This is a genomic window from Pseudomonas sp. M2, from assembly GCF_015751845.1.
In the GTDB taxonomy this organism is placed as follows: domain Bacteria; phylum Pseudomonadota; class Gammaproteobacteria; order Pseudomonadales; family Pseudomonadaceae; genus Aquipseudomonas; species Aquipseudomonas putida_E.
Map to the genome: position 1 here is coordinate 3,540,498 of NZ_JADOUD010000001.1, position 15,081 is coordinate 3,555,578.

The 15,081-nt window shown below is 55.3% G+C and carries 15 protein-coding genes; 5 read left to right on the top strand and 10 right to left on the bottom strand.

What is annotated here, in order from left to right; all coding sequences use genetic code 11:
• The first annotated feature begins 95 nt into the window (after window positions 1-95).
• Window positions 96-950 (top strand): D-hexose-6-phosphate mutarotase, encoded by an 855-nt coding sequence (locus IWW33_RS16395; protein WP_115273973.1) that lies wholly within the window; start codon window positions 96-98, stop codon window positions 948-950.
• On the opposite strand, the gene hexR is transcribed toward IWW33_RS16395, so the two are convergent.
• Window positions 943-1,806, bottom strand: a complete 864-nt coding sequence (hexR, locus tag IWW33_RS16400; RefSeq protein WP_174141604.1) for a DNA-binding transcriptional regulator HexR — start codon at window positions 1,804-1,806, stop codon at window positions 943-945. The genes IWW33_RS16395 and hexR overlap by 8 nt on opposite strands.
• Window positions 1,807-2,017: 211 nt before the next feature.
• Between hexR and zwf the strand changes: the two genes are divergently transcribed.
• The 3 genes from zwf to IWW33_RS16415 are packed head-to-tail and all read left to right on the top strand — an operon-like array spanning window position 2,018 to window position 4,879.
• Entirely contained in the window at window positions 2,018-3,487 is a 1,470-nt protein-coding gene (zwf, locus tag IWW33_RS16405) for a glucose-6-phosphate dehydrogenase (protein WP_119687711.1), read from the top strand.
• Window positions 3,474-4,187, top strand: a complete 714-nt coding sequence (pgl, locus tag IWW33_RS16410) for a 6-phosphogluconolactonase (RefSeq protein WP_174141545.1) — start codon at window positions 3,474-3,476, stop codon at window positions 4,185-4,187. Before zwf ends, pgl begins: the two co-directional genes overlap by 14 nt.
• A 17-nt stretch (window positions 4,188-4,204) precedes the next feature.
• The gene (locus IWW33_RS16415) at window positions 4,205-4,879 is read left to right on the top strand and encodes a bifunctional 4-hydroxy-2-oxoglutarate aldolase/2-dehydro-3-deoxy-phosphogluconate aldolase (protein ID WP_174141544.1); all 675 of its coding nucleotides are present in this window, start codon (window positions 4,205-4,207) and stop codon (window positions 4,877-4,879) included.
• A gap of 284 nt (window positions 4,880-5,163) precedes the next feature.
• Here the strand turns inward: IWW33_RS16415 and IWW33_RS16420 are convergent, their stop codons facing one another.
• The 7 genes from IWW33_RS16420 to aepX all read right to left on the bottom strand — a co-directional run bounded on the left by IWW33_RS16420 (window position 5,164) and on the right by aepX (window position 10,663).
• Window positions 5,164-5,724 carry a cupin domain-containing protein gene (locus IWW33_RS16420; protein ID WP_161871655.1) on the bottom strand — a complete coding sequence of 187 codons (561 nt, stop codon included), beginning with the start codon at window positions 5,722-5,724 and terminating at the stop codon, window positions 5,164-5,166.
• Window positions 5,714-6,865, bottom strand: coding sequence for a hypothetical protein (locus tag IWW33_RS16425; RefSeq protein ID WP_125924459.1), 1,152 nt, complete (start codon window positions 6,863-6,865; stop codon window positions 5,714-5,716). The genes IWW33_RS16420 and IWW33_RS16425 overlap by 11 nt, the downstream gene beginning before the upstream one ends.
• The gene (locus tag IWW33_RS16430; RefSeq protein WP_174141543.1) at window positions 6,862-7,746 is read right to left on the bottom strand and encodes an NAD(P)-dependent oxidoreductase; all 885 of its coding nucleotides are present in this window, start codon (window positions 7,744-7,746) and stop codon (window positions 6,862-6,864) included. Before IWW33_RS16430 ends, IWW33_RS16425 begins: the two co-directional genes overlap by 4 nt.
• A 172-nt stretch (window positions 7,747-7,918) precedes the next feature.
• Window positions 7,919-8,488: a cupin domain-containing protein gene (locus IWW33_RS16435; RefSeq protein WP_125924461.1), complete on the bottom strand. Its 570-nt coding sequence runs from the start codon at window positions 8,486-8,488 to the stop codon at window positions 7,919-7,921.
• On the bottom strand, window positions 8,485-9,234 hold the full coding sequence (locus tag IWW33_RS16440) for a PHP-associated domain-containing protein (RefSeq protein WP_125924462.1): 750 nt from the start codon (window positions 9,232-9,234) through the stop codon (window positions 8,485-8,487). Before IWW33_RS16440 ends, IWW33_RS16435 begins: the two co-directional genes overlap by 4 nt.
• A 3-nt stretch (window positions 9,235-9,237) precedes the next feature.
• Window positions 9,238-9,798, bottom strand: coding sequence for an HD domain-containing protein (locus IWW33_RS16445; RefSeq protein ID WP_125924463.1), 561 nt, complete (start codon window positions 9,796-9,798; stop codon window positions 9,238-9,240).
• The gene (aepX, locus tag IWW33_RS16450) at window positions 9,779-10,663 is read right to left on the bottom strand and encodes a phosphoenolpyruvate mutase (protein WP_161872947.1); all 885 of its coding nucleotides are present in this window, start codon (window positions 10,661-10,663) and stop codon (window positions 9,779-9,781) included. Before aepX ends, IWW33_RS16445 begins: the two co-directional genes overlap by 20 nt.
• Window positions 10,664-10,873: 210 nt before the next feature.
• Here aepX and IWW33_RS16455 point away from each other — a divergent pair, with 210 nt between their 5' ends.
• A complete protein-coding gene (locus tag IWW33_RS16455; RefSeq protein ID WP_174141542.1) occupies window positions 10,874-12,067 on the top strand; it encodes an MFS transporter in 1,194 nt (397 codons plus the stop codon).
• Window positions 12,068-12,177: 110 nt separating this feature from the next.
• Here the strand turns inward: IWW33_RS16455 and leuA are convergent, their stop codons facing one another.
• Window positions 12,178-13,851, bottom strand: a complete 1,674-nt coding sequence (leuA, locus tag IWW33_RS16460; RefSeq protein WP_115273975.1) for a 2-isopropylmalate synthase — start codon at window positions 13,849-13,851, stop codon at window positions 12,178-12,180.
• A 400-nt stretch (window positions 13,852-14,251) separates the two neighbouring features.
• A complete protein-coding gene (locus tag IWW33_RS16465; RefSeq protein ID WP_174141541.1) occupies window positions 14,252-15,079 on the bottom strand; it encodes a peptidoglycan DD-metalloendopeptidase family protein in 828 nt (275 codons plus the stop codon).
• Window positions 15,080-15,081: the final 2 nt, after the last annotated feature.

Genomic DNA, 15,081 nt, shown 5'->3' on the forward strand with positions numbered 1-15,081 from the left:
CCAATCCAAAAACGGCTCCCGGCATCCACTGGCTTGCAGTGGTTGTCGGGGATAGGCCGAGACAGCGCTATCTCAAACAACAAGAGCTTGGAACCATGCCTGAACATCCGCTACATCGCTTCTTTTCCGTACAGAGGCCGAGGCCGACATTCGAGTGGGAGCGTTACCAGCAGCGCGATGTGCTGATCATCGATCACCCCTGCTGCCAGGCGGTTTTCAGCCGCCAGGGCGCACAGTTGCTGCACTTCCAGCCGGCCGGCGAGCGGCCATGGCTATGGTGCGCCGAACAGTGGCCGCAGGTGGGGGCAATCCGTGGCGGCGTGCCGGTGTGCTGGCCGTGGTATGGCCGCCACCCCAGCGAGGACCTGTGGCCGGCCCATGGCTGGGCGCGCCTGCTGGACTGGAAGCTGGTGGACAGCCGGGAGGACGAGGAGGGCGTGAGCCTGAAGTGGCGGCTGGACTTGTGCGACTGGCAGGTCGACCTGCATGCCCGCCTGGGCAGCCGCATGGAACTGAGCCTGAGTACCGAGCACCAGGACAGCGAACCCTGCCAGTTGAGCCATGCACTGCTGGCCTACTGGCGTATCAGTGACGTTTCCGAGATAGCGCTGTCCGGGCTTGAAGATATCGAAGGCTATGACCGTCTGAGCCGGCAAGCCTGCCGCGAGGAGGGCGCATTGAAGCTCAAGGGCGGCTGCCAGAAGGTCTACCCCGGCACGCCACGCGTGCAGTTGCAGGACCCCGCCTGGCAGCGTGAACTGTGTATCGATACGGGTGACAGCGACGATACTGTGGTGTGGCACCCAGGCAACCGCCCGTTGATGGGTGTGAGCGGGCGCGAGAGCCAGGGTTTCGTCTGTGTCGAGGCGGCCAGCGGCAGTGGCGAAGGCTTGAGCCTGGCGCCGGGGCAGCGCGCTCATTTGCGGCTGCAGGCGCACCGGCTCAGCTGAGTTCGTCGTCCTCGATCGGGTAGCGGCTGGCGTTGAGGCTTTCCTTGATCTTGCGCAGGTGCGGCTGGAAGTCCACGCCGCGGCGCAGGGTCATCCCGGTGGCGAGTACGTCGAGCACGGTCAGCTGGATGATCCGCGACGTCATCGGCATGTAGATGTCGGTGTCTTCCGGCAGCGGGATGTGCAGGCTCAGGCTGCACGCTTGGGCCAGGGGTGAGCCAGCGGCGGTCAGGCCGAGCACCGAGGCGCCGTTTTCCCGGGCCAGGCGCGCCACCTCCACCAATTCGCGGGTGCGCCCGGTGTAGGAGATGATCACGAACAAGTCGCCCGTGTGGGCCACCGAAGCCAGCATGCGCTGCATCAGCACGTCGGCGTGGGCCGAGACGGCGAGGTTGAAACGGAAAAACTTGTGCTGGGCGTCCAGGGCTACCGGGGCGGATGCGCCCAGGCCGAAGAAGTGGATCTGCCGGGCCTGGATCATCATGTCCACGGCGCGGCTGACCTGCTGCGGGTCAAGCTGCTGGCAGGCGCTGTCGAGCGAGGCGATGGCACTGGCAAAGATCTTCTGGGTGTAGGCTGCGGGATCGTCATCGGCCTCGACCGCGCGGCTGACATAGGCCGCACCACTGGCGAGGCTTTGCGCCAGCTGCAGCTTGAGCTCGGGGTAACCGCTGACGCCGAACGAGCGGCAGAAGCGGTTGACGGTCGGTTCGCTGACCTTGGCCGCCTGGGCCAGTGCGGCAATGCTGAAACGGGTGGCTTGTTGCGGGTTGAGCAGGATGACTTCGGCGACTTTGCGTTCGGCCTTGTTCAGCTCGTCGAGGCGTCCCTGGATCTGCTCCAGGAGGTTTCGCACGCGGTCCATGGGTGTGTCCTTGGGTCGGGAAGACAGCCGGCTGGCGAAGCAGCAGGCTTTTTGCACGGTCGTCTATCGTACTGTCGGTACGGGTGGCGCACCACTTATCTGTAACACTTGTGTGTAATGTTGTGGTTTTTACTACATTTTCTCTTGAAAACCGTATGTGAAAGCGGTATTCCTAGGCCAACTTTAGGAAAGAACCAACATCATGGCTGCGATCAGTGTTGAACCTTGCACCTTTGCCCTGTTCGGCGCCCTGGGCGACCTGGCATTGCGCAAGCTGTTTCCTGCGCTCTACCAGCTCGACCGCGCCAATTTGCTGCACGCCGATACTCGCTTGCTGGCGCTGGCCCGCGAGCCTGGCAGCGTGCAGGAGCACCTGAATACCATCGATGCACATCTGCGCAAACATGTGGCGGAGGCCGATCTGGAACCTGCGGCGCTGGGGCGTTTTCTGGGGCGTCTGAGCTACCAGCACCTGGACTTCCTGCAGCCGGAGGGCTACCAGGCCCTGGCCGAGCAGGCACCTGCCGAGCTGCCGTTGATTGCCTATTTCGCCACCGCGGCTGCCGTGTATGGCGCGATCTGCGAAAACCTCGACAAGGCGGGCCTCGCCGCGCGCACCCGTGTGGTGCTGGAAAAGCCCATCGGGCACGATCTTGAGTCGTCGCGCCGGGTGAACGACGCCGTGGCGCGGTTCTTCCCGGAAAGCCGTGTTTACCGCATCGACCATTACCTGGGCAAGGAGACGGTGCAGAACCTGATCGCCCTGCGCTTCGCCAACAGCCTGTTCGAAACCCAGTGGAACCAGAACTCCATCTCCCACGTGGAAATCACCGTGGCCGAGAAGGTCGGCATCGAAGGCCGCTGGGGCTATTTCGACAAGGCCGGGCAGCTGCGCGACATGATTCAGAATCACCTGCTGCAGCTGTTGTGCCTGATTGCCATGGACCCGCCCAGCGAGCTGTCGGCTGACAGCATCCGCGATGAGAAGGTCAAGGTGCTCAAAGCCCTTGCGCCGATCACCGGCGAGGGCTTGAGTACCCGCGTGGTGCGCGGCCAGTACATTGCCGGCTACAGCGACGGCAAGCCGGTGCCGGGTTACCTGGAAGAAGACAACGCCAACGCCCAGAGCGACACGGAAACCTTCGTCGCCCTGCGTGCCGACATTCGTAACTGGCGCTGGTCGGGCGTACCGTTCTACCTGCGTACCGGTAAGCGCATGCCGCAGAAGCTGTCGCAGATCGTCATCCACTTCAAGGAGACGCCGCACTACATCTTCGCCCCGGAGCAACGTTTGCAGGTCGGCAACAAACTGATCATCCGCCTGCAGCCGAGTGAAGGCATCTCTCTACGTGTGATGACCAAGGAGCAGGGCCTGGACAAAGGCATGCAACTGCGCAGCGGCCCCTTGCAATTGAATTTTTCCGACACCTGGCGCACCGCGCGGATTCCGGATGCCTACGAACGCCTGCTGCTCGAGGTGATGCGCGGCAACCAGAACCTGTTCGTGCGCAAGGATGAAATCGAATATGCCTGGAAGTGGTGCGACCAGTTGATCGCGGGCTGGCAAAGCGCCGGCGATGCGCCCAAGCCGTATGCGGCTGGGTCCTGGGGGCCGATGAGCTCGATCGCACTGATTACACGGGATGGGAGGGCGTGGTATGGGGATATCTGAATTGCAACTGCCGACTACCGTCAAGGCGCATCAACTCAATGATGCCCGCGCGCTCTCGGCAACATTGGCTGCTGATGTGGCCGACCGTTTGCGCGCAGCCATTGCCGCGAAAGGGCAGGCCTGCCTGGTGTTGTCCGGTGGCCGCAGCCCGGTGCCGTTCCTCGAGAAGCTGGCGACCGAGGCGCTGGACTGGTCGAAGGTCACCGTCAGCCTGGCCGACGAGCGCTGGGTGCCGGTGGAGCACGCCGACAGCAACGCCGGTTTGCTGGCTCGCCATCTGTTCCAGGGGGGCGCTGCCAAGGCTCGTTTCGTCGGCCTGTATCAGCAGGCCGAAAACCTCGACGCAGCGGCTGCCAAGGCCGACCAGGCACTGGCCGATCTGCCGGCTATCGACGTGCTGGTACTGGGCATGGGCGACGATGGCCATACGGCTTCGCTGTTCCCCAACAGCCCGAATCTCGCCGAGGGCCTGGACCTGAACAGCAAGCGCCGTTGCCTGCCGTTGCTGGCCCCGAGCGTGCCGCACCAGCGCCTCTCGCTGACCCGTTCGCTGCTGGCCAGCGCCGCTTTCATCGCGCTGTCCGTGCAGGGCACGGGCAAACTCGCTACCCTGCGCGCCGCGCTGGCGGGCAACGACTTCAATGAAATGCCGATTCGCGCCTTTCTTCACGACCCCCTGGACATCTACTGGTGCCCATGAGCAAAGGATCCACTGTCATGACCACCCTTGAACGCCCCCAGCCTCTGCTCTCGATGGCCGAGAAAGCCGCCCGGATCGATGCGATCTGTGGGGCGGCGCGCATCCTGCCGGTGATCACTATCGCCCGTGAGGAAGATATCTTGCCGCTGGCCGATGCCCTGGCCGCTGGTGGTATCCGCACCTTGGAAGTAACCCTGCGCTCACAGTATGGCCTTAAGGCTATCCAGGTGCTGCGTGAACAGCGTCCGGAACTGTGTGTCGGTGCTGGTACGGTGCTCGATCGCGGCATGTTTGCCGCAGTCGAGGCGGCGGGCGCGCACTTTGTCGTTACCCCGGGGATTACTCAGGACATCCTCGAAGCTGGAGTCGACAGCGATATCCCATTGTTGCCGGGCATCAGCACGCCTTCGGAAATCATGATGGGTTATGCCTTGGGTTATCGCCGCTTCAAGCTGTTCCCGGCGGAAATCAGCGGTGGCGTGGCAGCGATCAAGGCCTTTGGTGGCCCGTTCGGTGATATTCGATTCTGCCCCACCGGTGGCGTCAACCCGGCCAACGTGCGCAACTACATGGCGCTGCCTAACGTGATGTGCGTGGGTGGGACCTGGATGCTCGACAGCAGCTGGATCAAGAACGGCGACTGGGCGCGGATCGAAGCGTGTAGCGCCGAGGCGATGGCTTTGCTGGACTGATACTGAATTTGTTGTGTGCTTTACGGCTTATGGGGCGCTTGGTCGGCGCCCCTTTTTTTGCCCGGCGTTTTTGAATTGCCAGTGCCGACCCTTTCGCGGGTAAACCCGCTTTCACAGGCATTGCACAGCGTTCGAATTCTGTGAAGTCTCTATGGGAGCGGGTTGACCCGCGAAAGGCCGGTATAGGTTAAAAAAGCCCGCATCAAATATGCGGACTTTCTCGTTCATCGCGGAACCGCTTAAGTCGACTTGGCTTTCTCCCGGCTCAGCGACTGTGACAGTAGTTAAAGGTAGTCAATCGCGAGAATTTGTGAATCCGGTTCAAGTTTATAGAAACAATGAGGAGTCCATTCTTCAATGAAAATGGAATCTCCCTCATTTAGTACCTCGTTGTGAAGATGTGGATGACTTCCCCATTTAACCCCTACTGTCCCAGAGAGAATGTATACGAATTCTCTAGCCTTATGTCCGGCGTTTAGTATTGCCTTCTCGGCCGATGGGAATAGAGGGGTAGTCCTGAGTACCAGCAGATTTTTATCTGAAGTTGTCTTGAGTAAGTGGCGGTAAAAATAGGCAGGCTCACCCTGCACGTGCCGTAGGCGATCGAATCGGATGAGTCCGCCGAAAACGCAGCTTTGAGATTTATCGTACTCGCCGCCTAATTCGTCAATCACATAGGCTGCTGTGACGTTAAGATGTTGGGCAATATTTTTAAGCTGCGTAGAGTTAATTGTAATGCCGTCGATGGTTCTATCATAGAGGCCTCGAATATTATCTAAAGTCATTTTTCGTTTTTGTATTAATTTCTGAAGGTCATCGAGTCTTGCTGTGATGTTAAACTCCATGTTGCCTTCCTTTCTTTATAGTGGAGCAAAGCATGGCCACATCGGTAAGAGTTATGGCACTTGATTTAATCATGGATACCTCTCTTACCAATTGTAGCAATTGCTGGACTTCATCATCTGAGCATGTGATTTGCAATTGGTCCAATGCGTATTTTATTGAGGCGCGTCCAGAATGTTTACCGACGATAATGTGACGTTCGCGCCCCATCACGCTTGGGTCGTAAGGCTCGAATGACTTGCCGTTGTTGAGAGTACCTTTTGTGTGAATACCTGACTCGTGAGAAAAAATGTTGCTGCCCACGATGGGCTGCCAAGGATTGATTTGAGAGCCAGTTGCATTGGCGACAATCTCAGAGAGTGTTTGAAGCTTTTCCGGCTTAACACCAAGGTCAATCCCGTATTGAATTTTTAGGGACATTACCATTTGCGCCAGGTCAGGCATTCCCGCTCGTTCACCAATACCGTTTACAGTGGCATGAAAATATTTTGCGCCTGCCTGCAAACCGGATAATGTATTGCTTACACCGAGGCCGAAGTCGTTATGAGCATGGCACTGGGTATCAATCTCCACTGCGGATACCACTGTACGGATGATGGAGTGGTACTGTTCAGGCGTAAGCACTCCAATCGTGTCAGAGAGCCGTAACCTATCGGCTCCCGCTTCGCAGATGTGGCCGGCATAATCAACGACAAATGACAAGTCTGAGCGGGCAACATCTTCAGCGCTGATTGAGACAAATACATCGCGTTGCTTTGCACAGTCTATTAATTCGCATGCCTGTCTGACAAGCCAGTCCTTTGATTTGTTTATGCTGTGCTTCAGGTGGACCTCTGAGGTGGGTAACCCGATATGTATGTATCGGTAGCCTGCGTCGAGTGATGCTTCTACGTCTGCACGTATCCCTCTATTCCAGCCTACCAGTCGAATATCAGTTCCCTGTGTGCGCTCTAGCATCTCACTTAATGTTCGGCTCTCAGTGCCGCCCATTGCATATATACCGCCTTCAATCCAGCGTATGCCCGCGTCGATAAGGGCATCGAATATCTTTAGTTTAGTTGCTCTTCCAAACGAAATGCCAGGTGCTTGCTCGCCATCTCGTAATGTCGTGTCTTCGACGATAATATCTTGACGTGGATTCATGATGTAACACTCCGTCGTTGAGCGAGTAGTGAAAAGTATTGGCATTGGTCAACGTCGTCGCCAAAGGCGTGTCTGGCGTCGATGAAGCATTGGATCGCCATCGCTGTTGCTGGATAAGCCTTAAGGTCTGGTAATTGAGATTGCGCCAATTCCAAATCTTTACAGCGGACGGCCAGCGTCACATGACTAGTTGTCAACCCTGAGAGAATATAGTTCAGCGATACATGCATGTAGGCAGAACGACCGCGGCAGGAAGTGAATACCTTCACCATTGATTCGAGATCCAAGCCCAACGCCTGCCCTTGATGAATAACTTCCAGGGCCCCTGCTAGATTGATAGACTCTGCCAGATTGTTGAGGATTTTAAGTTGCTGTGCCTTTCCAGGTTGTTTAACGTAGTTGATTGTTTTGCAGATTTTTATGAGTATGGGATGTGCCAATGAGTAGGCTTGTTCATTGCCTGAGACAATAGAGCATAATTTTCCCTGGAGAGCGCCCATTACTCCCCCAGAGATCGGGCATTCGATATAACTCACACCGATATTTCCGAACGCTTCATGTAGGTTGACCGCAGACTCCGCTGATAAGGTGCTGAAGTCAATTACGACTTTTCCTTCTTGGAGCGAATAAAGCAGTCCGTCAGTATCTGAGTAATAGATTGCCCGTAGTGCACTTTCTCCGCTAACACATACAAGAATAATGTTTGCGTTAGCTGCGAGCTCTCTCAAGTTGTTTTTCCAAAGTGCCCCTCGGTGTATCAGTTTTTCAGCTTTTTCGTACGTGCGGTTGTGGATTAATACCTCGACGCCAGTGTCTAGAAGTCGATGGCATATGGCATGACCCATTTGACCTAGGCCAATTAATCCGACGGTGATAGTCATGGTTTGATCCTCTATAATTCACAAGGCATGCATACCTGCAATTTCAAGTAGATAAAGGAGTGCAGCACGGCATGCTTGATGCCTGCCGGTGGAGCTTGCGTCAGTGACTAGTTTTCTAGAAGGTGGCTAGTGTGAAAATTATCCTATGCCACCTGGTCTGTTGTTTTCAATGCTAGCCATAGTTGATGGCGATAATTTCTGATTTCTCACCAGGTACATTGCTGACAAACCCGTGAGGTACATCGGGGAGAATGAAGATGGAGTCGCCCTCGTTCAATATCCCTTCTTTAAACTCATTGTCAGAGTCCAGCCACCGAACCCGTACGCTCCCTTTAGTTACGTATACAACTTCCTTTGATGAGTGTCCGTCATTCAAAGGCATGCATTGGAAGTCGTTGGCGCGTACATCCAGTCGTAGAGCCATTAATCGAGGGTCTTGATTGGTTGTAACCAAATGCTCATAAGTGTAGCAATGAGTACCATTTCTGATTTCTTCACGCTTGAAGCCAGTTCCTCGCCTAGCTATTTTTACGCCATTATCCAAGTCGGTAATAGTAAAACCTAGAAAAAGATCGCTCAGTGGCAAGGCCAAGTAGCTAGCAAGCTCTCTCAATTGCTCAATACTTTCGAAGTAAGCGAATTTGTCATCGAGCTCCACATCACAAACGTGTGACATGGTCATCTTTCTCGAGGCAAGGAGTCTCTCAAGGTTGTTTTTGCAAATAGTTATTTTGTTGTTCATGGTTCCCTTCTCTCTGTGTCGGTTTGGCGATGGATCCTAGCCAAAGCAGTTAAACGCAATGAGTCGCGATCCGGTTCGTGCGTTGTGTGATGGCTGTGCAGCCATTTTTTCAGGGTGAGTGGACTGTGCGTGTTATCTTCATTTATAAGTGTTTTACAAGCGCCTATGGATATGAATGAGTGAGAATCAGACCCTCCTGTAGTGTCGAGATTTAATGTCGATGCTAATGTCAAGTATTTATGTATGTTAGTGAGGTCTTTGGCCGGGACCTCGATCGCGTTTATGCAGCGTTTTAAAGCTTCAAGATCTGAGCATGTCTTACCTGGCCAAAAAATATGGTGCGCTACTAGTTTAAAAGGTCTGCCTCGCTTCTCTAGCAGTCCATGAAGCGTATCCAGGGTATACGCGCTCGCTCGTCGATCAAGACTCAGCAGTGTTTCCAGGTCAGCATGCACGCCAATGTTCATATTGTTCGCGAGATGTAGCTCTGCACCGGGTAACACAAGGACACCGTTACAGATAACTGAGCCATCTCCCTGCGTGCTACCACCGAGGCGATTGCTGCAGAATAGACCCAGCATCAGTTTTTCGTAAGCATCAGCTTCGATGTGTTCGGTGATGCAGATTGCATCGAGTTCATTAAAGTTTGCTACTTTCAGCGTCTGGCTCACTGAGTTCCAATCCGGCTCTGCTTGCTGCTTCCACATGAGCAGATGCACATGAGCATCCAATATTGTCCTTTTCATTCATCACCTCATTACGGCCATGATGATTTTTTCATACCTTGAATACGCATTCACGAATCCATTGTCATACGGCGTGTCATCAAATTTTCGGATGGATAGCGCGTCATGGTGGTATGGCTGGTTTTGAAACGCCAAGATTTCTTCGCTTGTCATACGTCCCCCTTGGTTAAGTAAGCTTGACAGTGATCCCGAACTCAGTTGATCGTTGTAGTTTTCATTAACGGTGATTAAGTATCGCTTTGCATCGATATGGAGTTGAATGGGGATGCAGACTGACTGAGGGAACCATCGGTTTAGCCATTGGGCACCCAGATCAGCATGCTGGCAGTCCTTTTCATATGGAGTCATTTCCGGGTCACTGTTGCATAGGAAATGGCCAATGTCGTGGAACAACGCTGCGACAATCACTTCTTCCGCACAGCCCTCAGTCAATGCTTGGTGAGCACTCCAAAGCGAGTGCTCCAAGAGTGTCTCGCCGTTGCTAAGCTTTACTTCTTTACATTCAAGCATGATTGTTTTGAGCATGTGGCAGGCAGCCCGCATGCTAGCTTTCTTGTCGAGCATAAATCAGCTCCGCATCCTTTAGTTCGTCGTAGTTCAAAAGTTGAAATACTTCGGAGAGCGAACAGATGTTATTGTCGATGTTGCAGATGCTATTGTCTGCCTGAATTTGTGCTGCTGCATTTCGCATTGCAAGCAATGAGGCCCGCATCATTTGGTTTGCACATATATACACCGAGACCCCAACTTCCTGTAGTAGCTCCGTCGACACGTTTTTATAGGTTGTTGGGGCAACTATCAAAGGGCAGCGTCCTGCCCAGCACTTACTGAATTCCAATATGTCGAATCCGTCTGTCTCTTTGGAGTGTATAAAAATTCCATCGGCACCTGCTTCGTAGTACTGCTCCGCTCGTTTCAAAGCCGCCTGGACACTCATTCCGGCTACCAATGCTTCTGTACGAGCAATAACAATAAAGTCATCGTCCCGTTTCGAATCCTGCGCAGCTTTAATCTTTCCGCAAAATTCATCCACGCTACTAAGTGCGTGCTCATGGCTGACGAACGAGTTCATTTTAGGAAACTGTTTGTCTTCTAAAGAAACTCCAGCTATCCCATAGTGCGACAGGCGCTTAACTATGTGCCTTACATTATTGAAATTCCCGAAGCCTGAATCTCCGTCGAAAAGAACAGGGATATTTACTGCGTCAGCTATGCATTGAGCGACCTCCATGACCTGACTCCATGATGCCTCATTGCAATCGCGAAGCCCCATCGCTGAGGAAATAGCGAGTCCCGACGCCCAAATAGCTGGATAGCCCGTCTCCTCGACTATTCTAGCGGAGAGCCCATTGTGGGCCTCCAGAATCAGGTCGAGCCTGCCGTTGAATAATAGTTTTCGGAAACTTCCTACAGTTTTTTTTCTTGACATCACAAACTCCGTTTTTTGTTGTTGTGGATGAGTTGCTGATTCAGTCTTAGTCGCACTTGGTGAAAAACTCAATGCCCTGTATGGTTTTTTTACATTTGCTCTTCCATAGATAAAATTGTCACTGTCAGGTGACAATTCAACCTAATCTGCTGGTTGACGGTAGATTGGCCGCGATTTACGCTTCGTTGATTGATGTGTAACTAGTTAATTATGAACAATCAATCAAAGGCAATAACATGTCTGCTTCTTGCTTTCTTTGTCGAGGCGTGTGCAGCGCAGGTGATTTTTATCTACGTACCGCTAAGCATGCTAAGTGGGTCGGGGGATGAAGTTTTCTCAGCGCTGCTAAGAGCGACCGTTTATTTAGGTCCAGTTGCCTTTGGTTATTGGGCTGGGAGACTTGTGGATGGAGTTCGCTCGCGAGCCTTAGGTTTCTTGGTCGCGCTGGGGCTATGCTGTCATGTGGCGTTGTATGCGATTCGGCGAGGGGGATGGACGTTGTTAGAGACGTTTGTTCTATTAAGTGTGATTTCCATCGGGATATATATACTCAGCAATCTTCGTGCTTGCCTGATACCCCGTATCCTCCATAAAGATTTACTCCCGCGCATGAATGCAGGATTACTTATCGTCGAGCACTGTGCGCTCATCCTATCGCCCGTCGCCGTCTCATATTTTTTGATGTTGAAAAATCCGGTGGTAGTATTTTATGGTGCTTCCATTTGTTTTTTGCTTTCAAGTTTTCTGTATCGCTACTCCTCTTTGGAACTCCCGCCTCGCATCGCCCCGGTTGTCCCCACTTCCTTTATCTCCAGCTATAGGGCGCTTGTGCAAAACAAGCCGCTGGTGCATGTTGTTTATATCGTCGTGGGCAATAATGCCTTCACAGCTATTTATCTTTTTTTCGTGCTCCTGAGTGCTGCGGACAGTGGGGTATTCAATATCAGCGAAACACCATTCCTTTTGGTTTCATATGCTTTGGGTTCCATTTTTTCCGGATTAGTCGCACCGAGGATGATGCGTGCATTAAATACCCGCATTGCTGTGTGTACATGCAGTGCTGGAATGGCTGCATCAGGGGTGTCGCCACTTGGACTAGGAACGGTTGAGTCTTACTATGTGTCAGCCTTTTTCGTGGGCTTCTTTGGGGCCTATGTGATCATTACAGCTTGGACATTGAGACAGGCGCTGGTACCCGCGGCTTTGCTTGGCAGAGTCACCGGAATTACCAGTGCACTCTTCAAAGTTTCGATGCTGCTTTCTGTCCCATTGGCAGGGTTGATAAGCAGTTCTTTTGGCAGTGCTGTAGCCATACTTGCGGGTATTGTGCCCGTAGGGTTAGGGCTCGCACCTATGGCAGTCGCTTCGTTGAAAGTGAAAATGGGTAGTCCTCATACTGACTGACGGGCCTGATTTTTCTTAAACTGTTGTTTAAGCTGGCTGACAGTCCAACTGGTGAATCCAGGGTAAAAAAAAGCCCGCATCAAAGATGCGGGCTTTTTTGGGGGGGCAAGTTACGCGGCCTTGGCCTCTTGCTGGCTCAGCGAGCGGTTCAGCGCGCTGAACAGTGCCTTGAAGCTGGCCGTGGTGATGTTCTCATCGATACCCACGCCGTGCACCGGGCGGCCACCGGCCACGCGCAGTTCGATGTAGGCCGCGGCCTTGGCATTGGTGCCGGCACCGATGGCGTGCTCGTTGTAGTCCATGATCTCCACCGCAACCGGCAGGCCGGCTACCAGGGCTTCGAGGGCGCCATTGCCCTTGCCGCGCCAGTGCAGGGTAGTTTCGCCTTCACCGGCGACTTCCACTTCCACTGCGCTGTGGCCGTTTTCTTCCTGCAGGCGGTGGCTGACCAGTGCGTACGGGCTGTTGGCCTGGAGGTATTCCTTGTGCAGCAGGCTGTAGATCTGCTGCGCGGTCATTTCCAGGCCAAGGCGGTCGGTTTCACCCTGAACCACCTGGCTGAACTCGATCTGCATGCGGCGCGGCAGGCTGATGCCGTACTCCTGCTCGAGCAGGTAGGTGATGCCGCCTTTGCCCGACTGGCTGTTGACGCGGATCACGGCCTCGTAGCTGCGGCCGATGTCGGCCGGGTCGATCGGCAGGTACGGCACTTCCCACAGCTCGCCTTCCTGCTGCTTGGCGAAGCCCTTGCGGATGGCGTCCTGGTGCGAGCCGGAGAACGCAGTGTGTACCAGGTCACCGACATACGGATGACGCGGGTGAACCGGCAGCTGGTTGCATTCTTCGACCACCTTGCGCACGCCGTCGATGTCGGAGAAGTCCAGTTGTGGGTCGATGCCCTGGGTGTAGAGGTTCAGTGCCAGGGTCACCAGGTCGACGTTGCCGGTACGCTCGCCATTGCCGAACAGGCAGCCTTCGGCACGGTCGGCACCGGCCATCAGGCCCAGTTCTGTGGCGGCGATGCCGGTGCCACGGTCGTTGTGGCAGTGCAGGCTGATGATCACGCTGTCGCGGCGGCTGATGTTGCGGCAGAACCACTCGATCTGGTCGGCGTAGATGTTCGGCGTGGCAACTTCCACGGTGGCCGGCAGGTTGAGGATGACCTTGTGCTCAGGCGTCGGGTTCCACACTTCGATGACCGCGTCGCAGACTTCCTTGGCGAAATCCAGCTCAGTGGCGCTGAAGGTTTCCGGCGAGTACTGGAACGTCCACTGGGTTTCCGGCTGCTGGGCGGCGTACTTGACGAACAGCTTGGCCGCGTTCACCGCGATGTCTTTCACGCCTTGCTTGTCCTGGTTGAAGACGATGCGGCGGAACGACGGGCTGGTGGCGTTGTACAGGTGGACGATGGCCTTCTTGGCCCCGCGCAGCGATTCGAAGGTGCGCGCGATCAGGTCTTCACGGGCCTGGGTGAGCACCTGGATGGTGGTGTCATCCGGGATGTGGCCATCTTCGATCAAGGTGCGCACGAAGTCGAAATCGGTCTGCGAGGCGGACGGGAACGAGGCTTCGATTTCCTTCACGCCAACCTGCACCAAGGTCTTCCAGAACCGCAGCTTCTTCTCCGAGTCCATCGGCTCGATCAGCGACTGGTTGCCATCACGCAGGTCCGAGCTGCACCAGATCGGCGCTTCGGTGATGGTCTTCGACGGCCAGGTACGGTCTGGCAGGTCGATGGTCGGGAAGGCGCGGTACTTCTTCGAAGGGTCTTTGAGCATGGTCATGGAAGCAATCCTTTTGTGTGCGGCCGAGATCGGGCCTGCCGAGCGATAACGAGATGAAGAGGCGAGGCGACGCGATCAGCCTGGTAGTCGGGCGCTGACCAGGCAGAGGCTGCGATGTTGTCGGAGCAGGATGAGGGTGCTGAAGGTTTTCATGCCTTCAACCCTAACCAGTGGGGTGAGGGATGGCAAGCACTGGCGAAAAATTGAGATAAATGCTTAAAAAAAGCTAAATAGCGAGATTTTATGGCTGTTATTTCTCTCGGGATTCGAGCTTATTGCGCTGTATTTTTTGATTGCGCAAATCAAGCTAACGCAGGCGAGGGTGCTGGCCTCTTCGCCGGCAAGCCAGCTCCCGGAAGGGGTTGGCAGCCGGCTTGCCGGCGATGAAGGCGCTACGGTATCAGGGCTGGAACGCACCAATGAAGATGGCCGGGTCCACCCGCGCATCATTCAGGCTGACATTCCAGTGCATGTGCGGCCCGGTCGCCCGCCCGGTCGAGCCAACCCTGCCCACCACATCGCCGCGACGCAGTTGCTGCCCCACGTTCACATCAACCTTCGACATGTGGCAGAACATGCTGATGAAGCCCTGCCCATGGTCGACGAACACCGTGCGGCCGTTGAAGAAATAATCACCCACCAGGATCACCTTGCCATTGGCCGGTGTCTTGATCGGCGTGCCCGCAGGCACCGCGAAATCGAGCCCCGCATGGGGGTTGCGCTCTTCACCGTTGAAGAAGCGGCGTACGCCGAACTTGCTCGACAGCGGGCCGCTGACCGGCTTGTCGAGGACCAGGTTGCTCGGCAGGTTCGGGCTGAAGCTGCGGTAGGCCTTGATCTGCTCGGCCAGTTCACGGTCGATGCGCTTGAGGTCGGCGGGGTGGGGGTTGACCTGGCGCTTGTTCTTCAGGGTGATGTGCTGCTCGGGGTACTTCTTGTTGCCCACGCTGAACGGCAGGCTGCGCCCGCCCTGGGTCAGCAGGGCCGGGCCGGGCTTGTGCGTCAGCGGAATGCCGACGATGGCCAGCCAGTTGTCCTGCTCTTTCACCACCAGCACCGGTTTGCCGTCGAAGCGTGCGCTCGGCGCCGTGGCCGCCGGGCCCAGATCGACCACGGCAACGCCGCCCGGGACGGGCTTGTTCAGGATGCGGGTGATGTAGCTGGCCTGGGCGCCGCCGGCCAGCAACAACAGGGATAGGGCAAGCAGAGGGGCAAACAGGCGGGGCATGT